Raw genomic sequence first — 20,652 nt, 5'->3', positions numbered from 1 at the left:
TCAAACGGTGCGGACATTCGTCGGGTTCAACTTTTTGGTCGAATGTCCACGTTGATGGAAAAGGCGGATCGCCGCCATCTGTTCCCGGTGCCCGCTACGTCGTCGCGGCGGCGGTGGGCCCGATGCCCGACAAGCCGAGCACGCGCTGGAATACCCTGTCGCGCAGCCTTGCCGGGATATGCGACAACAAGACCGCGAGTCGTGCATCGGATCCCGCTACATAGAACGCCTTCGGCTTGCGTGCCTCGACCGCGCGGGTGATGGCGGAAGCCGCCACATCGACCGGCGCACAGCGCTGCCCGGCCGCCGCCCGCTCGAAGGCGGTGAGCTGGCGCTCGTACAGTCCCGCGGTCTGCGGATCCGCCTGTGCCAGTGTGGCTTCGGCCGCGGCGGCGGACTTGGCGAAGATCTCCGTGCGCATGGCGCCGAGCTGCACGACCGATACCGGAATGCGCCACGGGGCCAGTTCGACGCGCAGTGATTCCGAATACGACTCCAGCGCGGCCTTGCTCGCGCCGATGGGGCCGAGGAAGGGGAAAGCGACCCGGGCGCTGGCCGCGCTGATATTCACGATCCGGCCGCCGCCCGCACGCAGCAGGGGCAGAAATGTCTGGGTGACGCGCACCGGACCGTGCACATTGACTTCGAATTGCCGGTGCCACTCGGGGATCGGCACCAGTTCGGCCGGGCCCTGGACGAGTACGCCCGCATTGTTGATCAGGGCGTGAAGGCCCTGTCCGTCTTGGTGTTTCGCCACCTGTCCGGCGGCTTCCGCGACGCTCGCGGAATCGGTGACATCGAGCGTGAGCTGGGTGATGCCGGTGGCGTCCAGGTCCGGTGTCGGGGTGCGGACCCCGGCGTAGACGTGGAATCCCTTGGCGGCCAGTGTCAGTGCGCAGGCACGGCCGATGCCGCCGCCCGCGCCGGTGAGCAGGATCGCGCGTGCGTTGGTGGCTGTTGTCATGTGAAGCCTCGGATCGAATCGCGGTTGATACGCATACCCGGGTACATGAACAAGAGTACATGTCCCAAGGTACATGTCAATGTCGCGAGTATCCCGATCGATTCGAATCCCGGTGCGGCCTAGGTGTTTACCGATCCTCGTCGATCTCGTCGCGCGCCCATTCGGCCCATTCGGCCAGCGCCTCGTACAACCGGATGCCCGCCTCGACGGCGATCCGCTTGGACCTGTCGTGCGGATCGGCGCCGAACTCGCCGCGGTCCTTGGCCATGGCCAGTTCGCGGTACATGGCCGCGGTATCGCTGAAGAACCGCCCCTCGCGATCCAGGTGCTCGCCCAGATCCTTCGGCTCCATCAGCCAGAAGAAGAAAGACCGCAGCAGCGGTTCCAACCGCAGGGTGTGATCGACCTCGTCCTCGACCAGCCACCGCCGCACCTCGGCCAGCCCGGCCTCGGTGATCCGGTACGCCTTGCGCCCCCGCGCCCCTTCGCTGTCCAGCTCGATCATTCCGGCCTCCGCCAGCCGCCCGAGCTCGGCATAGATCTTCGGATGCCGCGCCGGCCACACCGGCCCCAACGCCTCCTGGAATCGCTGGGCCAGGTCGTATCCGCTGGCCGGACCCTCCGCCAGCAACCCCAGCAACCCGTGCCGCAGCGACATGGCACACCCTTTCGTAGACCCTCACCACATCATCACACCTGGCTATCGCGCCCCGGTGCCGCGAGCACGCGCTCGACCTCCGCCGACTCCGGAATCGAGGCGCTGGCACCCAGTTTCGTCGTGGCCAGCGCCCCCGCGGTACAGGCCCAGGCCAGGGCGGTGGCGGGGCCTTCGTGCCAGTGCGCGGCCAGCGCCCCGGTGAAGGTGTCGCCCGCACCGGTGGTGTCCACGACCTGCACGCGAATCCCCGGATGGGAGAGCTCGACAGCGTCGGGACCGCGATAGCTCGCCCCCGCGCCGCCCAGCGTCGTGATGACGTGCGGCACGTCGGCGAGCGCGGAGGCCAATCGAGCCGCCTCACCTTCATTGACGACCGCGACGTCGACCTCGGCCCACAACTCGTCCGGAAGCTCTTGCACCGGTGAGGGATTCAGCACCACCGTGGTGCCATTGGCCCGCGCGTGCCGGGCGGCCGCGAGCACCGTGGGAATCGGAATCTCCAACTGGCACATGAGCACATCCGCGGAGGCGATCGTATCCAGGTCCGCCGCCGCCAATTCCGTCATCCGCCCATTGGCTCCCGCCACCACGATGATGGTGTTCTCGCCGTTCCGGTCCACCACGATCGTCGCGATCCCACTGGGCCCCTCGACCTCGCGCAGCCGTGAGACCCCAACCCCGCCCTCATGCAACACCTTCCGCAGCGCGTCGGCGAACACATCCCCGCCGACCGCCCCCACGAACTCGACCTCGGCCCCCGCCCGCCGCGCCGCGATCGCCTGATTCGACCCCTTCCCACCCGGAACCAGCGCGAACCCGTCCCCGGCCACCGTCTCCCCGGCCTCCGGCCGCCGCCGCACGGTCGTCACCAGATCCATATTGGTGCTGCCCACCACCGCAATTCGCGCCATGGTCCGGACCGTAGTTCAGGCGGCTCAGCCGAGGGCGGATTCGACGATGGACGTGGCCTCCGGGGTGACGGGGTCGAGGATGTCGTCGAAGTCGTGGTGTTTTTCGACGTAGGCCTTGACGAAGGGGCAGATGGGGACGATGCGCTTGCCGGCGGCTCGGGTGGCGGTGAGTGCGGCGCTGATGAGTGTGGAGGCCAGGCCCTGACCGGCGAAGGCCTCGTCGATCTCGGTGTGGAAGAAGATGCGCTGGCGGCCTTGATCGACGTAGGCGGTCAGGCCGGCGCGGGTATCGCCGACCTTGATGGCGAAATACTGGGGGACGGTGTCGGTGACCTGGGTGATGGTCGGCTCGGGCGTGGTCATGAGGGCTCGCTTCCAGTCGGGGCGGTGTGGTGGTCGGGTTCGAGGGGCGGGCTGGCGACGGCGGAGAAGGTGCGGCACTCCGGTTCACACGAGGGCGGGGCGGTGCGGAGGGCGTCGTCGCGGACGGTGAAGAAGGCCAGGGCCGCGGCCGCGATCATGAGGATGGCGCAGGTGAGGATGGCCAGGTGGAAGCCGTGGGCGAAGTCGGGCGGATTGGTGTACGCCGCACCGGTGAGTCCGGCCAGGGGCGGAATGGCCGCCACGCCCAGCAGACCCGCGGCGCGGGCGACCGCATTGTTGACGCCGCTGGCCACGCCCGCATGGCGTTCGTCGGCGGTGGCGAGGACGGTCGCGGTCAGCGGCGCCACCGCCAGCGTCAGGCCGAAGCCGAAAACCACTGCGGCGGGCAGCACATCGACCAGGTAGGAGGTGTGGATGCCGATGCGGGTCATCAGCAGCATGCCCGTCGCGGCGAGCAGCACACCGACGGTGATCGGCCAGCGGGGTCCGATGCGCTGGGCCAGCGCGCCGGAGCGGGCCGAGAACAGCAGCATCAGAACGGTGACCGGCAGCATGGCCGTGCCCGCGGCGATCGGAGTGAATCCGGCCACCACCTGCAGGGTCAGCACCAGCAGGAAGAAGACCACGCTCATGGCCCCGTACATGACGAAGGTGACCACATTGATCGCGGTGAACTGCTTGGAGGCGAACACGGCGACGGGCAGCATGGCCGCGGGATCCTGGCCGTCGCGCGACCGCCGCCGCTCCACCACCACGAATCCCGTACCCGCGGCGACGCCCGCGATCGCGCTGCCCCACACCAGGATTCGACTCGTACCGTGCTCGGGCGCCATGGTCAGGGCGTAGGTGATCCCGGCCAGGCACAAGGCCGCCAGCACCGCGCCGAGCACGTCGAACCTCCCGTGCGCCTCGGCATCGCGGGTCTCGGGCACATGCCGGACCGTCACCGCCACCACCGCCGCGGCCAGCGGGATATTGAGCAGGAACACCCACCGCCAGCCGGCCGCCTCCACCAGCCAGCCGCCCAGGAACGGCCCGATGGCGCCGGCCACGCCACCCAGCCCGGACCAGGCCCCGACCGCGCGCGCCCGCTCCTCGGGCCGGAACGAGGCCTGAATGATGGCCAGTGAGCCGGGCGTCAGCAGCGCACCGCCTACACCCTGCAGGGCCCGTGCCGCGATGAGCATCGAAATGTCTTGCGCCGCACCGCACAATGCGGAGGCGACGGCGAACCACACCACCCCGATCAGGAACACCCGCCGCCGCCCGTACCGGTCACCCAGCGACCCGCCCAGCAGGATCAACCCGGCCAGCGTCAGCGTGTACGCGTTGACCGTCCACTGCAGTCCCGCCATCGATGCGCCGAACTCGTCACCGATCCGCGGCAGCGCCACATTCACGACGGTCGCGTCAAGCATGGCCATCCCCGAACCGAGGACGGTGGCCAGTAGAACCCATCGGCCGGTGCCCGAGGACAACCGGATGCTCGCCGTCATGCGCTCACGGTAACAACCTGCCCCCGACCGGCGGCAGATCGTCATCAGTAATCTGTCCTTATGACTGCTCCCACGACCACAGATCGGGACGCCGTCCGCGAGGTGGTGCACGACTCGGCGCGCCGGGCTCGGGTGGCGTCGCGGACGCTCGCTCAGCTCACCACCGCGCAGAAGGACGCCGCGCTGCACGCCGCGGCCGACGCGCTGCTCGCGGCCAAGGACGCGGTCCTCGCCGCCAACGCCGAGGACATCGAGATCGCCCGGGCGGGCGGTACCGCCGAGTCGCTGCTGGATCGGCTGCGGCTGACCGAGGCCCGCGTCGACGGCATCTCCTCGGGGCTGCGGCAGGTGGCCGGGCTGCCGGATCCGGTCGGCGACGTGGTGCGCGGGTCGACGCTGCCCAACGGTCTCGAAATCCGCCAGGTGCGGGTGCCGCTGGGCGTGGTGGGCATGGTGTACGAGGCGCGGCCGAATGTCACCGTCGACGCCTTCGGGCTGGCGCTGAAGTCGGGCAATGCGGCGCTGCTGCGCGGCTCGTCCTCGGCGGCGAAGTCCAATGCGGCATTGGTCCGGGTGCTGCGGGAAGCGCTTGCCGCGCAGGGGCTTCCGGCCGACGCGGTGCAGCTGCTCCCGGCGGAGGACCGCTCCAGCGTCACCCACCTGATCCAGGCGCGCGGCCTGGTGGACGTGGTGATCCCGCGCGGCGGCGCGGGCCTGATCAATGCGGTGGTGCGTGACGCGCTGGTGCCGACCATCGAGACCGGCACCGGCAACTGCCACGTATTCGTCCACCGGGACGCCGATCTGGATATGGCCGAGTCCATCCTGATCAACGCCAAGACCCGCCGGCCCTCGGTGTGCAATACCGCCGAGACGGTGCTGATCGACCGGGCCATCGCCGAGACCGCGGTGCCGCGCATGATCAAGGCCCTCGAAGACAAGGGCGTCACCATCCACGGCGACCTGCCGGGTCTGGTGCCCGCCACCGACACCGACTGGGCCGACGAATACCTGTCCCTGGACATCGCTTTGAAGGTCGTCGACGATCTCGACGCGGCCGTCGAGCACATCAACGAGTGGGGCACCGGCCATACCGAGGCCATCGTGACCGCCGACCTGAAGGCCGCCCGCGAGTTCACCGCCCGCGTCGACGCCGCCGCCGTCATGGTCAACGCCTCGACCGCCTTCACCGACGGCGAGCAGTTCGGATTCGGTGCGGAGATCGGCATTTCGACCCAGAAGCTGCACGCCCGCGGGCCCATGGGCCTGCCCGAACTAACCTCCACCAAGTGGATTGTGTGGGGCGACGGGCAGATTCGCCCCGTCTAGCACCCGCTGGATACGAAAGGACCGCCGTGGCTCCCACCACCGCACCCAACCAGGAGCCGATCTTCTCGTCGGTCGACGATGTGATCGAGCGGCTGGCCCGCACCGGCTACCTGGCCGACAAGGCCACCGCCACTTCGGTTTTCCTCGCCGACCGGCTCGGCAAGCCGCTGCTCATCGAGGGGCCGGCGGGTGTCGGCAAGACCGAGCTGTCCAAGGCCGTCGCGCAGGTCGCGGGTGCGGAACTGGTGCGGCTGCAGTGCTACGAGGGCGTGGACGAGGCGCGGGCGCTCTACGAGTGGAACCACGCCAAGCAGATCCTGCGCATCCAGGCGTCCTCGGAGAACGACTGGGCCGAAACCAAGGCCGACGTCTTCACCGAGGAGTTCCTGCTGGAACGCCCGCTGCTCACCGCCATCCGGCGCGACGAGCCGACCGTGCTGCTCATCGACGAGACCGACAAGGCCGACGTCGAGATCGAGGGCCTGCTGCTCGAGGTACTGAGCGACTTCTCGGTCACCGTGCCGGAACTGGGCACCATCAGCGCGACCCGCAAGCCGTTCGTGGTGCTCACCTCCAATGCCACCCGCGAGCTGTCCGAGGCGCTCAAGCGACGCTGCCTCTACCTGCACATCGACTTCCCCGACGAGGAGCTCGAGCGCCGCATCCTGGCCAGCCGGGTGCCGGAGCTGAAGCCCGCGGTGGCGGCGCAGCTGGTGCGGATCGTGCACGTGCTGCGCGGCATGCAGCTCAAGAAGCTGCCGTCGGTCGCGGAGTCCATCGACTGGGCGCGCACGCTCCTGGCCTTGGGCGCAAAGGATCTCGACGACAAGACCGTGCGGGCCACGCTCGGAGTGGTGCTGAAACACCAGGCCGATCATGTGCGTGCGCAGTCCGAGCTGAAGCTGGCCTGATCGTGGCCGGGGCGTCGGAGCCCTCGAAGGGCAAGGAGAACTCGCCGCGCGGGCTGGTTTCGGCCGCCATGCGGGCGATCTCGGGCGGTACGCCGGCCAAGCCGGTGCAGGTGCCGGGACCGACGGCCGAACACGGCCTGCCCGGGCATCTGGTCGGCTTCGTGGAGGCGTTGCGCGGCCGGGGGATTCCGGTCGGGCCGTCCGAAACCGTGGACGCCGGACAGGTTCTCACCGTCCTGGACCTCATGGACCGGGAGGCGCTGCGCGAGGGCCTGGCCTGCGCGCTGCTGCGCCGCACCACCCAGCGCGCCACCTTCGACGGCATGTTCGACCTGTGGTTCCCGGCCGCGCTGGGGGAGCGGATCGGGGCCGAAGAGGTGGAGCTGCCGATCAAACCGGACGGCTCGGTCGACATCCTCGAACTGCGGAAGATGCTGGCGGAGTTGCTGATCCAGGACCCGTCGGGCGAGCAGGCGCAGCAGTTGCAGGCGCTGGCCGCGCAGATGGTCGACCAGATGGGCCAGTACCAGGCGGCGGGCGGGCCGTCCTTCTCCGCCTACCAGACGCTGAAGGATCTCCAGCCGGAACTGCTGGTGAGCAGGATTCTCGCCGGTCTCGCCCAGGGCATGGACAATTCGGACTTCGACACCGAGGTCGCCCGCCGCACGGCCCGCGGCCGCATCAAGGACTTCCGCAGCACCGTCGAAGCCGAGACCCGCCGCCGGGTGGCCGAGCGCATCGGCCGTGAGCGCGTCGCCACCTACGGCGTCGCCCGGCAGGCCGAGGATGCCGACTTCCTGCGCATCTCCCAGACCGAACTGGACGAACTGCGCCGCAGCAGCCAGCGCCTGGCCCGGGTCCTGGCTTCCCGCCTGGCCGCGCGCCGCCGCCGCGCCCGCCGTGGCGAGATCGATCTGCGCAAGACCATGCGCAAATCCATGTCCACCGGCGGCGTCCCAGTGAATCTCGTCACCCGCAAGCCGCGTCCCGGCCGCCCCGATCTCGTCCTGCTGTGCGATATCTCGGGCTCGGTCGCGGGCTTCTCCAGCTTCACCATGCTGCTGGTGAACGCCCTGCGCGAGCAGTTCTCCCGGGTCCGCATCTTCGCCTTCGTGGACCGCGTCGACGAGGTCACCCAGCTGTTCGACGCGGCCACCCCGCTGGATCAGCTGACCCGCCGCATCTTCGCCGAAGCCGAGGTCGTCGGCATCGAGGGCCACTCCGACTACGGCTCGGCCCTGGAGGGTTTCGCCGAGCGGTTCCCCGACGCCGTCACCAGCCGCACCTCCCTGCTCATTCTCGGCGACGCCCGCACCAACTACCGCGACCCGGCGCTGGACACCCTCCGGCAGCTGGTCGACACCGCCAAGCACGCCTACTGGCTCAACCCCGAGGCCGAGAAGATGTGGGGCACCGGCGATTCCGCCGCCGACCGCTACGCCGGCATCATCGAGATGCACGAATGCCGTTCGGCCCGCCAGCTGACCGCCCTCGTGGGCCGCCTGCTGCCGGTCTGAATCCGGATGGCCGGCCGGCTGAGCCCCGCCGGTGCGGGGGTGGCGCAATCGCCCCCGGTAAGCTCGCTTTTCGTGCATACGAACGGCCGCCGCAAGCTGGGCGTGATGGGCGGCACCTTCGACCCCATCCACCACGGGCACCTGGTCGCGGCCAGCGAGGTCGCGAATCGGTTCGACCTGGACGAGGTGATTTTCGTCCCGACCGGTCAGCCGTGGCAGAAGGGCGATCGCGCGGTTAGCCCGGCCGAGGACCGGTATCTGATGACGGTCATCGCGACCGCGTCCAATCCCCGGTTCCAGGTGAGCCGCGTCGACGTGGACCGCGGCAAGGAGACCTACACCGTCGACACCCTGCGCGACCTGGCCGAACTCCACCCGGACGCGGATCTGTACTTCATCACCGGAGCGGACGCGCTGGCCAGCATCCTGACGTGGCAGGATTGGTCGGAACTGTTCGAGCTGGCGAAATTCGTCGGCGTGACCCGTCCGGGGTACGAATTGAATATCGACCATCTCGCCGACCACCTCCGCGACTACCCGGAGGGCACGGTCACGATGATCGAGATCCCGGCCCTGGCCATCTCGTCGAGCGAATGCCGGCGACGGGCGGGGGAGGGCCGGCCGGTCTGGTACCTCGTCCCGGACGGGGTCGTCCAATACATATCGAAACGGCACCTGTACGTGCCGCAAGACAGTGCATGGTGAAAGTGCGCAGGGAAGAGGTAGCAGGGTGACAGCATCGGCAGAAGCCGTCTCGATGGCGACGGTGGCCGCACGGGCCGCCGACGAGAAACTGGCCGCCGACGTGGTCGTGCTGGATGTCTCCGAGCAGCTGGTCATCACCGACTGCTTCGTCATCGCGTCCGCGCCCAACGAGCGCCAGGTCAACGCGATCGTCGACAATATCGAGGACAAGCTGCGCGAGGCCGGATACAAGCCGGTGCGCCGCGAGGGCACCCGGGAGGGCCGCTGGGCGCTGCTGGACTACGTCGAGATCGTGGTCCACGTCCAGCACGAGGACGAACGCGACTTCTACGGCCTCGAGCGCCTGTGGAAGGACTGCCCGGCGGTGCCGGTCGACGGCATCGGCGATCCGCGCGCGACGACCGAGGAAGACAAGGGCGGGGACGACGAGTGAGCAAGATGGCCGGCGTCCGCCGGTTGATTCTGCTGCGGCACGGACAGACCGAATGGAACGCCGGCGACCGCATGCAGGGCCAGATCGACACCGAACTCGATGACATCGGCAGACGCCAGGCCAAGGACTGCGCGCCCGACATGGCGACCAGCGACCTGATCGCCATCGTCTCCTCCGATCTCAAGCGCGCCCACGACACCGCGCTCGCCGTCGCCGAATGCGCGGCCATGCCGGTCGTCACCGACGAGCGCCTGCGCGAGACCAACCTCGGGGACTGGGAGGGCCTGGACCACCACCAGGTCGACGCCGAGTACCCGGGCGCCCGCAAGGCGTGGCGGCTCGATGCCCGCTTCACCCCGCCCGGCGGCGAATCCAAGCTCGAGGTGGGCGCGCGAGCGCTGCCCGTGGTGACGGAACTCTTCGCCGCGCGGGAGGACTGGCCCGGCCGTACCATCATGCTGGTTGCGCACGGCGGGCTGATCGCGGCGCTGACCGCGGCCCTGCTCGACCTGCCCGAGGCGAACTGGCCGGCCCTGGGCGGCCTGGCCAATACCAGCTGGGTGCAGCTGACCAGCCACGGTCCCGGCATAAACAAGCCCGGCTGGCGCCTGGATGTGTGGAACGCGGTCGCGAAGGTAGCCCCTGATGTCATCTGAGAGTCCGAACGCCCAACCGGCGCAGGACGGTTCGCCGCAGCGCAAGGTGCTGGTGGTGGTGGCGGACTCGCTGTCCTACTTCGGTCCCAAGGGCGGGCTGCCCGCCGACCATCCCGGCATCTGGCCCAATCTCGTTGCCGCCGAGCTGGACTGGGACGTCGAACTGGTGGCCCGCATCGGCTGGACCTGCCGTGACGCCTACTGGGCGCTGATCGGCGACCCGCGCATCTGGGCCGCGGTGCCGCGGGCCGGGGCCGTGGTGTTCGCGACCGGCGGCATGGACTCGCTGCCCTCGCCGCTGCCGACCGCGCTGCGCGAGCTGATCCGCTACGTGCGGCCGTCCTCGGTACGCCGGCGGGTGCGCGAGGCCTACAACTGGGTGCAGCCCAGGCTGTCCCCGCTGGGCTGGCCGGTGGCGCTGCCGCCCGCGGTGAGCGTGGACTACCTGGAGCAGTCGCGGCACTCGCTGGCCCAGCTGCGGCCCGAGCTGCCGTTCGTGGCGGTGCTGCCCTCGGTGCACAAGTGCGAGGCCTACGCCGGGGTGCACACCGGGCGCGAGCCCATGGTGCGGGCCGTGTCGGCCTGGGCCGCCGAGCACGCGGTGCCGCTGGTGGATCTCGGGGACGCCGTGCGCGACAACGTGTTCAACGGCCCCGCCAACCCGGACGGCATCCACTGGGGCTGGGAGGGCCACAGCGCGGTCGCGCGGGCCATGGTGAAGGTGCTGACCGAGGCCACGGCCGACGAGGTACACACTGCATGACCGTGGTGGTGGTGACCGACTCGTCGGCCAGCCTGCCGGCCGGCCTCACGGCTGATCTTGGTGTGCTGGCCGTGCCGCTGCACGTGCTGGTCGACGATCGCGAGATTCGGGAGGGGATCGACGACTGCGACATCGACTACGGCTCCTCCCAGGTCACCACCTCGGCCGCCTCGCCGGGTGATCTGCGCAGCGTCTACGAGCGGGCGCTGGAGCTGTCCGACGGCGACGGCGTAGTGGCCGTGCACATCTCGCGGCAGCTGTCGGGCACCTGGGAGGCCGGGCGGCAGGCCGTGCGGGACATGGATGCCGCCGATCGGATCCGGCTGGTGGACTCGCTGAGCGCCGGGCTGGGGACGGGGCTGCCGGTGCTGGCGGCGGCGCGCCGGGCACGGGCGGGCGAGCCGCTCGATGTCGTGTACGACTCGGCGGTGGCGGCGGCCAGCCGCGGGCGCGCGTTCATCGTCGTCAACCGGACCGAGCAGCTGCGGCGGGGCGGGCGGCTGAGCACGGCCGCGGCGTTCTTCGGCACCGAGCTGGTCACCAAACCGATCATCCAGATCGTGAACGGGCGGCTGGAACTGCGCGAGAAGGCCCGCACGCGCTCCAAGGCGTTCACCAAACTCGTTGCGGCCGTAGTGGATGCGGCCGGCGAGGACGGGGCGGCGATTGCGGTCCAGCATCTCGGGGCCGAGGAGGCCGCCAACACCATCGCCGGTCAGCTGCGGGATCTGATTCCCGGTATCCGGGAGGTCATCATCGCCGAATTCGGCCCCACCCTGGGGGTGCACCTGGGTGTGGGCGCGGTCGGCGCGCTGGTGGTGCCGGGCGGCTGCGGCTAGCGGAAACGGCGTTGTCCACAACGTAATTCGCTATCCACAGGTCGGCTGAAAGCCCAGGTCGCGTAGGCGGCCGGGGTCGTCGTCGCTCCTACCGTGAGCTGCATGCCACGACTCGACGAACGTACCCCGCTGCAGCGTCTCAACGCCCGCACCGCCCCCGACCCACGTCCCGGCCCGGCCGAGGTCACCGCCGACCCGGCGGAATTCGCCTCCGGCCGTCCACATCCCGGCCGCTGGGACGAGGACTCGCTCGACCAGCTCATCGACCCTGATCGCCGAGGCGCTGATGGGCATCCCGGCGGATCCTCGCCGGACTGGCTGTCCGAGCCTTGCGGCAGCGTGTCCCTGTGGCACGAACGCCTGGTCCCCGAACGTTTCCGCGGCACCCGCTGGGATCCGGGCCCGCGCGGTGTCCTCGTCATCGCCGCCCTCGGCATCCTGGCCATCCTCTTCGCCGGCTACGTCACCCTGCGCGAAAAGCCGGTCTCCCAACCGGTCCCACCCATCGCCGCGCTCAGCGAAACCGCGCCCGCCGACCAGGACGGTGCCGCACCCGAAGCCGCCGTCGCCTCCGCCGCGACGGTCACAGCCACGCCCGCGCCGGGTGCGGCCCAGCCGCCCGCGTCGCGGCCCGCCGCCTCGCAGCCGGATCGAATTCCGCTCGCTACCACGGCAACCGGCGCTCCGGGGGCTGCTGCCGCCCCGGGCGAGCTTGTCATCAGCGTCGTCGGTCTCGTCGAGCACGGCGGGCTTCGGCGCTTCCCCGCCGGAGCCCGGATAGCCGACGCCCTCCGCGTCGCCGCTCCCCGTCCCGAAGCCGACCTCTCCACCCTCAACCTCGCCCAGCCCCTCACCGACGGCGATCAGATCATCGTCGGCCGCACCACACCCCGCCCCACCACCCAGCAGGTCGGAACCACCATCGTGAATTCCGCCCACCCCCCGGCGAACTCACCCCCACCCTCCGGCCCACCCCGCTCCACCGCTCTCCCCGTGAAGGTGAACCTCAACACCGCCACCGAATCCGACCTCGACACCCTCCCCGGCGTAGGCCCCGTCACCGCCCGCGCCATCCTCACCTGGCGCACCCGCCACGGCCGCTTCACCTCCATCGACCAACTCTCCGAAATCGAGGGCATAGGCCACTCCCGCCTCAACCGCCTCCGCGACCGGGTGACGATATGACCATCGTGAATCGCCTTGCCGCGCACCAGCACAGTCGCACCGGTTGCCGGAAAGCCGAGTCGGAGGGCGCGAGCACGACTCGGACAGCGAGGTGTGCGGGCGCTCATCGGGGCCGGCGGGCGAGGGCCTGCGCCGAGCAGGGCATTCTCGCAGAGTTGTTGGGGCGCAACGATTGCGCCGCCGGTGGACGATCCGCGCCCGGGAGTGGAATGGCGCCGGTAGCGAAGCTGCGGTCAGAGCCGGGGCGGTGGCGATGACAACGGGGGCGACTGACCGCGTTGATGCGGGGGATCGCGGGCCCGTCGAAATACCCGAGGTGCTGGATGCGCGGCTGGTTCCAGCGGCGGTATGTGGTTGGGGCGCGACGGTGGCGCCGCTGGTGGCGGGGTGGCGGGCCGGGGTCGGGGTGGCGGCCGGGTGTGGGCTGGTGGGGATGTGTGTGGCGGCGTGGGCGATTCGGCGGGTGCGGGCGGGGCGGGGGAGCGGGGTGGCGTGGGTGGTGCTGGGGGCCTTGGTGATCGGGGCGGGGTTCGGGGTGGCGGGGGCGTGGCATGCGCATCGGGTGCAGACGCATCCGTTGCGGGCGGTGCGGGCCGGGCAGCGGCTGGTGGCGGTGGTGGAGCTGACCGATGATCCGAAGCGGGTGTCCGCCAGGCCGTTCGGCGGGCCGAAGGTGATGGTGCGGGCCGGGCTGGTGGATTACCGGTTGGGTGGACGGATTGTGCATTCCGGTGGATCGGTGCTGGTGATGGCGCCGGCGGCGGGGTGGCGGACGCTGCTGCCCGGCCAGCGGGTGGAATTCTCTGCCCGCGTGGCCCGTCCGTGGCGTCCGGACATGACGGTCGCCATCCTGCGGGCGGAGGCCGCTCCCACCTCGGTGAGCACCCCGCCCTGGTGGCAGCGCCTTGCCGGGCAGGTGCGCGGCGACTTCGCGACCTCCGCTCACTGCGCGCTCTCCGACGATGCCGCCGGCCTGCTCCCGGGCCTGGTCATCGGCGACACCTCGACCCTCACCGACCATGTCCAGGAGAACTTCCGTGAGTCCGATTTGACGCATTTGACGGCCGTCAGCGGGGCCAATGTGACGATTTTGCTTGGGGCCGTGCTGGTTTCGATGCGCACCCTCACAGTGGATCCACGGGTCGGCGCGGTGGCCGCGGGTGCGGCTCTGGTCATGTTCGTGATCCTGGCCCGCCCATCGCCCAGTGTCCTGCGTGCCGCCGTCATGGGAGCCATTGCGCTACTGGCTCTGTGCACGGGCCGCCGTAAGCAGGCCCTACCCGCCCTGTGCACCGCCATCATCGGATTGCTGGCCTGGTCACCGGGTCTCGCGGTGGACGCGGGATTCGCCCTGTCGGTGCTGGCCACCGCGGGACTGATCGTGATCGCCCCGGGCTGGTCGGATTGGCTTCGCGCCCATGGCTGGTGGCGGATCCCCGCCGACTCCTTCGCGGTGGCGGCCGCGGCCTTCGTGGTCACCACGCCGCTGGTCATCGCCATGACCGGCCACCTCAGCCTGGTCGCGATCGTGGTGAACATGCTGGTCGAACCGGTGATCGCGCCCATCACCATCCTCGGCGCGCTGGGTGCGCTGCTCGCCTGTGTGTGGTCGCCCCTCGCCGCGGCGGTCATGCACTGCACCGCACCACCGCTGTGGTGGCTGCTCACGGTCTCCGACCGAGCCGCCGCCCTGGGAGCCTCGGTCTCACTACCGACCGGTCTGCGTTCAGGTCTGGTCGCAACGGTGGTGTGCGCCTTGGTGATCGCGGCTCTGCACCCGAGCCGCTCGCGGGCGGATCCGGACGCCGTACCGGGATCGGTGCCGCCTCGGCCGGGGCGAGACGAGGACTCGCCGTCCGGCTAGAGGGAGCTCAGGAACTCGTTGACGGCGTCGGCGAAACCGGCGGGGTCGTTGGCGTAGACGAAGTGGTCGGTATCGAGTTCGACCATGCAGGTGCCCGGGCGCCGGTCGCGCATGGCCGCGGCCATGTCGGCGGGGATGACGCCGTGCGCGGCACGGATGAGCAGGGCCGGGCAGGTGCCGGCGACCCAGTCCGACCAGTGGTCGCCGTGCACCAGGTCCTCGGAGGCGACGATGTCGAGGGGGTGGAAGGGCAGGCTCCAGGAGCCGTCGGCACGCTCGTGAACCAGCGCCCCGAAGTGCGCGGCCATCGGGCCCATGGCCTCGATCAGCTGCTCACGGGTCGCCGCTTCGTAGGGGAGTCCGGCCAGGAAGCCCAGCGGGTTGTGGCCGTCGAGGCCGAGCGCGGCGGGTGCGTCGATATCGATGATCGCCGCCACCCGCTCCGGGTGGCGGGCCGCGAACTGGTAGGCGTTGATGCCGCCGAGCGAATGACCCAGCAGCACAGCGCGTTCCAGGCCGAGGTGGTCGAGCAGGGCCAGGATGTCGGCGAGGTAGCCGTCGCGGGTGTAGTCGGCGGCGCGATCGGAGTGGCCGTGGCCGCGCTGGTCGAGCGCGACGAGCCGCCACCCCGCGGACAGCCGCGTGGCCAGATCGGCGAAGCTCTCGCCGTCGGACATGTGCCCGTGCAGCGCGATGACGGTCCGGCCGGTACGCCCGAAATCCACGTAGGACAGTCCGCGGCCGTCGATGTCGAAGTTGCTGCGGGTAGCGGTGCGTGCGGTCATTGTCTGCTCCGATCCTTGTTCCGGTGTGCTGAGCTCGACCCTAACCGATGATTAGACATTTGTGCAAGACGTATGAATAAGACGTGTGTGTCATACATTTGTGTACCAGTGCTGACCGGGTGCGGGATGCAGGGGTTGTCGGAGCGGACTCGTAGGATCGGGGCGTGAACCAGCGACCCGCGCCCCTGCATCTCGTGCTCGGTGAAGAGGAATTGCTGATCGAGCGGGCGGTGGCGGGAATTACCGCGCAGGCCCGGGCCGGCTCGGCGGATGCGCTGCCGGTGGATCGGCTCCGGGCGGGGGATGCCAGCACAGCGGAATTGGCCGAGCTGCTGAGTCCTTCGCTGTTCGCCGAGGATCGGGTGATCGTGCTGGAGTCGGCGGCCGAGGCGGGCAAGGACGCGGTCGCGGTCATCCAGGATGCGGCGTCGGCGCCACCCGAGGGCGTGGTGCTGGTGGTGCTGCACAGCGGGGGCGGGCGCGCCAAGGCGCTGGCGCCGGCCCTGCAGAAGCTGGGTGCGGTGGTGCACGACTGCGCGAAGCTGACCAAGGCTGGGGAGCGGGTCGAGTTCGTGCGCAACGAGTTCCGGGCCGCCAATGTGCGGGTGCCGGCGGACGTGGTGCAGGCCATCATCGAGGCCGTGGGCTCGGACCTGCGCGAACTCGCCGCCGCCAGTTCGCAATTGGCGGCCGACACCGGCGGCAAGGTGGATCTCGCGGCGGTGCGGCAGTACTACTCGGGCAAGGCCGAGGTGACCGGGTTCGATGTCGCCGATCTGGCCGTGTCGGGGGATCGGCCCGCCGCCATGGAGGCGCTGCGCTGGGCCATCGATCGCGGTGTCCCGGCGGTCCTGCTCGCGGACGCCCTCGCGGATTCGGTGCACACCATCGCCCGGGTCGGCTCGGCCGGGCGCGGCGACCCGTTCAAGATGGCGGGTGATCTGGGGATGCCGCCGTGGAAGGTGAAGAAGGCGCAGGGCCAGGCGCGCGGCTGGACCGGCGCGTCCATCGGGGCGGCACTGCAGGTGGTGGCCGCGCTCAATGCCGACGTCAAGGGTCAGGCGGCCGACGCGGATTATGCGCTGGAGCACGCACTCTCGCGCATTCTGGACCTGCGCGAGAGCGCCTCGTAGCGGGAAGGCCCGGGACTACTCCGGCTTCCAGGTGATCTTGCCGCCCTGGAACTCCTGGGCCTTGCCGCCCTGGTAGTCGTACTCGTCGCTGGTCGGGTAGCCGTAGCGGCCGTTCTCGGCGCCATTGCGCACCCACTCGTCGCGGATCGAGCCCCACACGACATGGGTCCCGGTCTTCTGGGTGGAGTAGACGGCCCCGCCCTCGAACAGCTGCTCGTGGGTGGTGGCGCTGTTGGTCTTGTTCTCATCGGCGATGGGGAAGCCCAGTGGGCTGCTCTCCCAGCCGACCGCGGAGTACTTGTCGCGGATCACGCCGCTCACCACATGGGTGCCGGCGCCCACCGACCAATAGATCGAGCCGCCCTGGAAGTGCTGGAATCGGCCGGGTTTCGAGGTCTGGCCCTCGTCCACCACCGGGTACTTCAGCGCGCCCGACTCCGCGCCCGCGCCCTTCCACTTGTCGCGGATGGCGCCGCCGATGGCGTGCGCGTCGGTAGCCGGGGTCCAGTAGATGGAGACGTTGTTGACGAAGTCCTGCTTCTTGCCGCCGCCCGTGGCGTCGGTCTCCGGAGTGGTGGGATCACCGAAGAAGTCCGGTCCGCCCGCCCCGTCGTATTCGACCTCGATGGCCCCGCCCACCTCGAACGGGCCGATGGGACGCGCGGTTGCCACACCCATTCCGGTGGTCAGTGCGACCGCGGCCACGCTGACGGCCAGCGTGCCCCGGGTCCAGGACGAACGGTTGTCACGACGCAGCGTTGCCAAGAGATCTCTCCCAGTGCAGGTTTACAGGTAGCCCCCGACGGTTCGCGGCCATCCTGCTGCCAACTGCGCGCTTGCGCAAGTCGCCAGCTCCGGACACGACAAAAGCCGCCGCGGTCTTCGTGGCCGCGGCGGCTGTGAGAAGCATGATGCCGGTAGGTGTACCGGGCAGGATCAGCCGAGCTTGTTGAAAGCCAGCGACAGGGCCGACTTCTTGTTGGCGGCCTGGTTGGCGTGGATGACGCCCTTGGAGGCGGCCTTGTCCAGGCTCTTGCTCGCGGACTGCATCAGCTCGAGCGCTTTGTCCTTCTCGCCCGCCGCAGCGGCCTCGCGGAACTTGCGGATCGAGGTGCGCAGCGCGGACTTCACCGACTGGTTGCGCTGGCGCGCAAGCTCGTTGGTGCGAATCCGCTTCATCTGGGACTTGATGTTGGCCACGCCGGTTTCCTCGTGTTCCTTCACTTGGTGGTGTATGCGGGATGCAAAGTCTTCGGGCGCGCACTACGAGAGGGGCAGTTGCAGCACCGACAGTCGAGGCTACCAGGCGACGCGGCGAGGAATGAAATCGAGCCTGTCCGCTATCTGGCCGAAACCAGAAATTTATCGCCGTCCAACTGCGTGTTGCCCCTGCGTGATGGACTATTTTTGCATGACCCCCGCAGCACCCGCACCGGGTCTCTCCAGAGTAGACAGATCCACCGCGTCAGCCTCCGCCGCGCTCGCTCCTTCCGGACTGGAACGCGAAAAATCGGATAAATCAGGCGTCTTCGCGGGGTATCAACCGGGCCGCTACGACCGTGCCTATGACGAGATGTTCGATTCCGCGGGGCGCCCGCGGGCGCCCTACCGGGGGATATTCAACGCCCTGGCCACCATCGACGCAGAGGATCTGGCCGCCCGCGCCGAGGCGCTGGACCGCGCATTCGTCGATCAGGGCATAACCTTCTCGCTCTCCGGTCAGGAGCGGCCGTTCCCGCTCGACCTGGTGCCGCGGGTGATCGCCGCCGGCGAATGGACCAAACTCGAACGCGGCATCAGGCAGCGGGTGCGCGCGCTGGAGGCATTCCTCGCCGACGTCTACGGCGAGCAGACCATTCTGCGCGACCGCGTAATCCCGAAACGGCTGGTGACCTCCTGCGCGCACTTCCACCGCGAGGCCGCCGGCCTGGTGCCGCCCAACGGCGTGCGCATCCACGTGGCCGGGATCGACCTGGTGCGCGACGAGCACGGGGATTTCCGGGTGCTGGAAGACAATCTGCGCTCGCCCTCGGGCGTGTCCTACGTCATGGAGAACCGGCGCACCATGGCGCGCGTGTTCCCCGACCTGTTCGCCTCGCACCGGGTGCGCGCCGTCGGCGACTATCCGACCCACCTGCTGCGCGCCCTGCGCGCCGCCGCTGCGCCCAACGAGGCCGACCCGACCGTCGTGGTGCTCACCCCAGGCGTCCACAACTCCGCCTACTTCGAGCATTCGCTGCTGGCCCGGCAGATGGGGGTGGAGCTGGTCGAGGGCCGGGACCTGTTCTGCCGCGACAATGTCGTCTATATGCGCACCACCGCGGGGGAGCGGCAGGTGGATGTCATCTATCGGCGCATCGACGACGACTTCCTCGATCCCATGCAGTTCCGCCCGGACTCCATGCTCGGAGTGGCCGGGATCCTGAACGCGGCCCGCGCGGGCACCGTGGTGCTGGCCAATGCGGTCGGCAACGGGGTCGGCGACGACAAACTCATCTATACCTATGTGCCCGCGTTCATCGAGTACTACCTGGGTGAGAAACCGATCCTGCCCAATGTGGACTCCTACCGCTGCTGGGAACCGGCCGAACGTGACGAGGTGCTGGACCGGGTGGCGGAACTGGTGGTCAAGCCGGTGGAGGGGTCCGGCGGCTACGGCATCGTGATCGGCCCGGCGGCCGGCACCCGGGAGCTGGAGGCGACCCGGCGCAAGGTGCGGGCCAATCCGCGCGGCTGGATCGCGCAGCCGGTGGTGCAGCTGTCCACGGTGCCGAGCAAGATCGACGGGCGGCTCGCGCCCCGGCACGTGGACCTGCGGCCGTTCGCGGTCAACGACGGCGACGACATCTGGGTGCTGCCGGGCGGGCTGACCCGGGTGGCGCTGCCCGCGAACTCGCTGGTGGTGAATTCCAGTCAAGGGGGCGGGAGCAAGGACACCTGGGTGCTCGCACCGAGAACCTCTGTGGCGCAACGGGAATTGGCGGGTTCGCAGCTGGTCGGCGAACTGCAGATCGCCCCGGAACGCGACCAGTCGCGGGATATCTCTTCCGCACGGACCCATCAGCAACAACAGTAGTAGATCGAGAACATCGGCAGCAATGGCGCTCGGCAGGTGGTTACAGCGTTAGGTGGTCGGATCATGTTGGCGCGCAATGCCGAATCCCTCTTCTGGATCGGGCGCTACGTCGAGCGAGCCGAATATACGGCGCGCATTCTCGATGTCGCGGTTCATCAGCTGCTGGAGGACGCCACGGTCGATCCGGACCGAACCTCGCGGGTGCTGCTGCGGGTACTGGGCATCGAGCCGCCCGAAGAGGACCGGGAACTGGATGTGTGGTCGGTGACCGAGCTGGTGGCCTTCGGCCGCGACGGCGGCTCCATCGTCGATTCCATCAGCCGGGCGCGTGAGAATGCCCGGGGTGCACGGGAAGTCACCTCCACCGAGATGTGGGAGTGCCTCAATGCCACCTTCAACGGGCTGGCGGCGGCCGAGCGGGCGGCACGGGCGCTGGGGCCGCACGAGTTCTGCCACTACATCACCGATCGCGCCGCCATGTTCGCCGGACTCTCCGATTCCACCCTGAGCCGCGACGACGGTTATCGATTCCTGCTGCTGGGCAGATCCATCGAACGCGTGGATATGACTGTGCGCCTGTTGCATTCGCGCGCCGGTGACCGCACCTCCTCGCCGGCCTGGGTGACGGTGCTGCGTTCGGCGGGGGCCCACGACCCGTATCTGCGCACCCATCGCGGCGTGCTCGACGCCAATCAGATCGCGGAATTCATCCTGCTCGACCGCCTGTTCCCGCGGTCGGTATTCCATTCGCTGCGGGTGGCCGAAACTTGTCTGCAGGAATTGGATCAGCGCCCCAACAGCCGGTTCGCGGCGCGTCACGAAGCGCATCGCCTGCTCGGCCGGGCGCGCAGCGAACTGGAATTCCTGCCCTCGTCGGTGCTGCTGGAGGATCTGCCCAGCAGGCTGCTGTGGCTGCAGCAGACCTGCCGCGAGGTGGGGGAGGCCGTGGCGCTGCAGTACTTCCACGCCGAATCGTGGGTGGCGTGGACGGGGCTGCACGGTCGCGGCGCGGACCGGGTCGAGGAGATGGCGTGAGCTGGCGA

Annotated in this window: 21 protein-coding genes; 13 read left to right on the top strand and 8 right to left on the bottom strand. The window is 69.6% G+C overall.

The window, feature by feature from the left end:
• Window positions 1-94 precede the first annotated feature (94 nt).
• From ACFXHE_RS12080 to ACFXHE_RS12060, 5 genes are all read right to left on the bottom strand, one after another.
• Window positions 95-964 (bottom strand): SDR family oxidoreductase, encoded by an 870-nt coding sequence (locus ACFXHE_RS12080; RefSeq protein WP_379382372.1) that lies wholly within the window; start codon window positions 962-964, stop codon window positions 95-97.
• Window positions 965-1,091: 127 nt separating this feature from the next.
• Complete coding sequence (locus ACFXHE_RS12075) at window positions 1,092-1,622, bottom strand: PadR family transcriptional regulator (protein WP_379382370.1); 531 nt, start codon at window positions 1,620-1,622, stop codon at window positions 1,092-1,094.
• Window positions 1,623-1,654: 32 nt separating this feature from the next.
• On the bottom strand, window positions 1,655-2,533 hold the full coding sequence (locus tag ACFXHE_RS12070) for a ribokinase (RefSeq protein WP_379382368.1): 879 nt from the start codon (window positions 2,531-2,533) through the stop codon (window positions 1,655-1,657).
• Between the two features lie 24 nt (window positions 2,534-2,557).
• Window positions 2,558-2,896 (bottom strand): GNAT family N-acetyltransferase, encoded by a 339-nt coding sequence (locus ACFXHE_RS12065; RefSeq protein ID WP_379382366.1) that lies wholly within the window; start codon window positions 2,894-2,896, stop codon window positions 2,558-2,560.
• Window positions 2,893-4,413, bottom strand: coding sequence for an MFS transporter (locus ACFXHE_RS12060; RefSeq protein WP_379382364.1), 1,521 nt, complete (start codon window positions 4,411-4,413; stop codon window positions 2,893-2,895). Before ACFXHE_RS12060 ends, ACFXHE_RS12065 begins: the two co-directional genes overlap by 4 nt.
• A gap of 60 nt (window positions 4,414-4,473) precedes the next feature.
• Here ACFXHE_RS12060 and ACFXHE_RS12055 point away from each other — a divergent pair, with 60 nt between their 5' ends.
• The 10 genes from ACFXHE_RS12055 to ACFXHE_RS12010 all read left to right on the top strand — a co-directional run bounded on the left by ACFXHE_RS12055 (window position 4,474) and on the right by ACFXHE_RS12010 (window position 14,615).
• Window positions 4,474-5,742 (top strand): glutamate-5-semialdehyde dehydrogenase, encoded by a 1,269-nt coding sequence (locus ACFXHE_RS12055; RefSeq protein WP_379382362.1) that lies wholly within the window; start codon window positions 4,474-4,476, stop codon window positions 5,740-5,742.
• Window positions 5,743-5,768: 26 nt separating this feature from the next.
• Window positions 5,769-6,653, top strand: coding sequence for an AAA family ATPase (locus ACFXHE_RS12050; RefSeq protein WP_379382360.1), 885 nt, complete (start codon window positions 5,769-5,771; stop codon window positions 6,651-6,653).
• A gap of 68 nt (window positions 6,654-6,721) precedes the next feature.
• Complete coding sequence (locus ACFXHE_RS12045) at window positions 6,722-8,170, top strand: VWA domain-containing protein (protein ID WP_379382831.1); 1,449 nt, start codon at window positions 6,722-6,724, stop codon at window positions 8,168-8,170.
• A gap of 72 nt (window positions 8,171-8,242) precedes the next feature.
• Window positions 8,243-8,875: a nicotinate-nucleotide adenylyltransferase gene (nadD, locus tag ACFXHE_RS12040; protein WP_379382358.1), complete on the top strand. Its 633-nt coding sequence runs from the start codon at window positions 8,243-8,245 to the stop codon at window positions 8,873-8,875.
• Between the two features lie 25 nt (window positions 8,876-8,900).
• Window positions 8,901-9,308 carry a ribosome silencing factor gene (gene rsfS / locus ACFXHE_RS12035; protein WP_379382356.1) on the top strand — a complete coding sequence of 136 codons (408 nt, stop codon included), beginning with the start codon at window positions 8,901-8,903 and terminating at the stop codon, window positions 9,306-9,308.
• Window positions 9,309-9,313: 5 nt separating this feature from the next.
• On the top strand, window positions 9,314-9,964 hold the full coding sequence (locus ACFXHE_RS12030; RefSeq protein ID WP_379382829.1) for a histidine phosphatase family protein: 651 nt from the start codon (window positions 9,314-9,316) through the stop codon (window positions 9,962-9,964).
• Entirely contained in the window at window positions 9,954-10,727 is a 774-nt protein-coding gene (gene octT, locus ACFXHE_RS12025) for a diglucosylglycerate octanoyltransferase (protein ID WP_379382354.1), read from the top strand. The genes ACFXHE_RS12030 and octT overlap by 11 nt, the downstream gene beginning before the upstream one ends.
• Entirely contained in the window at window positions 10,724-11,566 is an 843-nt protein-coding gene (locus ACFXHE_RS12020) for a DegV family protein (protein ID WP_379382353.1), read from the top strand. Before octT ends, ACFXHE_RS12020 begins: the two co-directional genes overlap by 4 nt.
• Window positions 11,567-11,668: 102 nt before the next feature.
• Window positions 11,669-12,751, top strand: coding sequence for a ComEA family DNA-binding protein (locus tag ACFXHE_RS12015; protein ID WP_379382351.1), 1,083 nt, complete (start codon window positions 11,669-11,671; stop codon window positions 12,749-12,751).
• Between the two features lie 253 nt (window positions 12,752-13,004).
• On the top strand, window positions 13,005-14,615 hold the full coding sequence (locus ACFXHE_RS12010; protein WP_379382350.1) for a ComEC/Rec2 family competence protein: 1,611 nt from the start codon (window positions 13,005-13,007) through the stop codon (window positions 14,613-14,615).
• Here the strand turns inward: ACFXHE_RS12010 and ACFXHE_RS12005 are convergent.
• A complete protein-coding gene (locus tag ACFXHE_RS12005) occupies window positions 14,612-15,400 on the bottom strand; it encodes an alpha/beta fold hydrolase (protein ID WP_379382348.1) in 789 nt (262 codons plus the stop codon). The two genes, ACFXHE_RS12010 and ACFXHE_RS12005, sit on opposite strands and share 4 nt — an antisense overlap.
• Before the next feature lie 164 nt (window positions 15,401-15,564).
• Between ACFXHE_RS12005 and holA the strand changes: the two genes are divergently transcribed.
• Window positions 15,565-16,533 (top strand): DNA polymerase III subunit delta, encoded by a 969-nt coding sequence (holA, locus tag ACFXHE_RS12000; RefSeq protein WP_379382346.1) that lies wholly within the window; start codon window positions 15,565-15,567, stop codon window positions 16,531-16,533.
• A 15-nt stretch (window positions 16,534-16,548) separates the two neighbouring features.
• Here the strand turns inward: holA and ACFXHE_RS11995 are convergent, their stop codons facing one another.
• Complete coding sequence (locus ACFXHE_RS11995; RefSeq protein ID WP_379382344.1) at window positions 16,549-17,298, bottom strand: LGFP repeat-containing protein; 750 nt, start codon at window positions 17,296-17,298, stop codon at window positions 16,549-16,551.
• A gap of 171 nt (window positions 17,299-17,469) precedes the next feature.
• Window positions 17,470-17,733, bottom strand: a complete 264-nt coding sequence (rpsT, locus tag ACFXHE_RS11990; RefSeq protein ID WP_033086444.1) for a 30S ribosomal protein S20 — start codon at window positions 17,731-17,733, stop codon at window positions 17,470-17,472.
• Between the two features lie 211 nt (window positions 17,734-17,944).
• On the opposite strand from rpsT, the gene ACFXHE_RS11985 reads away from it, so the two are divergent.
• Together ACFXHE_RS11985 and ACFXHE_RS11980 are read left to right on the top strand one after the other, a co-directional pair.
• Window positions 17,945-19,609, top strand: a complete 1,665-nt coding sequence (locus ACFXHE_RS11985; protein ID WP_379382343.1) for a circularly permuted type 2 ATP-grasp protein — start codon at window positions 17,945-17,947, stop codon at window positions 19,607-19,609.
• Window positions 19,610-19,672: 63 nt separating this feature from the next.
• Window positions 19,673-20,644, top strand: coding sequence for an alpha-E domain-containing protein (locus ACFXHE_RS11980; RefSeq protein ID WP_379382341.1), 972 nt, complete (start codon window positions 19,673-19,675; stop codon window positions 20,642-20,644).
• Window positions 20,645-20,652 lie beyond the last annotated feature (8 nt).

This window comes from Nocardia sp. NPDC059229 (assembly GCF_042754165.1).
Taxonomy (GTDB): Bacteria; Actinomycetota; Actinomycetes; order Mycobacteriales; family Mycobacteriaceae; genus Nocardia.
The sequence above is the reverse complement of the archived record's forward strand: the minus strand, read 5'-3'. Positions and strand labels throughout refer to the sequence as shown.

What these genes read in the sequence shown, in the direction of transcription:
- ACFXHE_RS12080 (WP_379382372.1), bottom strand. Translation starts at nt 964, where the DNA reads ATGACAACAGCCACCAACGCACGCGCGATCCTGCTCACCGGCGCGGGC.
- ACFXHE_RS12075 (WP_379382370.1), bottom strand. Translation starts at nt 1,622, where the DNA reads ATGTCGCTGCGGCACGGGTTGCTGGGGTTGCTGGCGGAGGGTCCGGCC.
- ACFXHE_RS12070 (WP_379382368.1), bottom strand. Translation starts at nt 2,533, where the DNA reads ATGGCGCGAATTGCGGTGGTGGGCAGCACCAATATGGATCTGGTGACG.
- ACFXHE_RS12065 (WP_379382366.1), bottom strand. Translation starts at nt 2,896, where the DNA reads ATGACCACGCCCGAGCCGACCATCACCCAGGTCACCGACACCGTCCCC.
- ACFXHE_RS12060 (WP_379382364.1), bottom strand. Translation starts at nt 4,413, where the DNA reads ATGACGGCGAGCATCCGGTTGTCCTCGGGCACCGGCCGATGGGTTCTA.
- ACFXHE_RS12055 (WP_379382362.1), top strand. Translation starts at nt 4,474, where the DNA reads ATGACTGCTCCCACGACCACAGATCGGGACGCCGTCCGCGAGGTGGTG.
- ACFXHE_RS12045 (WP_379382831.1), top strand. Translation starts at nt 6,722, where the DNA reads ATGCGGGCGATCTCGGGCGGTACGCCGGCCAAGCCGGTGCAGGTGCCG.
- ACFXHE_RS12030 (WP_379382829.1), top strand. Translation starts at nt 9,314, where the DNA reads ATGGCCGGCGTCCGCCGGTTGATTCTGCTGCGGCACGGACAGACCGAA.
- octT (WP_379382354.1), top strand. Translation starts at nt 9,954, where the DNA reads ATGTCATCTGAGAGTCCGAACGCCCAACCGGCGCAGGACGGTTCGCCG.
- ACFXHE_RS12020 (WP_379382353.1), top strand. Translation starts at nt 10,724, where the DNA reads ATGACCGTGGTGGTGGTGACCGACTCGTCGGCCAGCCTGCCGGCCGGC.
- ACFXHE_RS12015 (WP_379382351.1), top strand. Translation starts at nt 11,669, where the DNA reads ATGCCACGACTCGACGAACGTACCCCGCTGCAGCGTCTCAACGCCCGC.
- ACFXHE_RS12010 (WP_379382350.1), top strand. Translation starts at nt 13,005, where the DNA reads ATGACAACGGGGGCGACTGACCGCGTTGATGCGGGGGATCGCGGGCCC.
- ACFXHE_RS12005 (WP_379382348.1), bottom strand. Translation starts at nt 15,400, where the DNA reads ATGACCGCACGCACCGCTACCCGCAGCAACTTCGACATCGACGGCCGC.
- ACFXHE_RS11985 (WP_379382343.1), top strand. Translation starts at nt 17,945, where the DNA reads ATGACCCCCGCAGCACCCGCACCGGGTCTCTCCAGAGTAGACAGATCC.
- ACFXHE_RS11980 (WP_379382341.1), top strand. Translation starts at nt 19,673, where the DNA reads ATGTTGGCGCGCAATGCCGAATCCCTCTTCTGGATCGGGCGCTACGTC.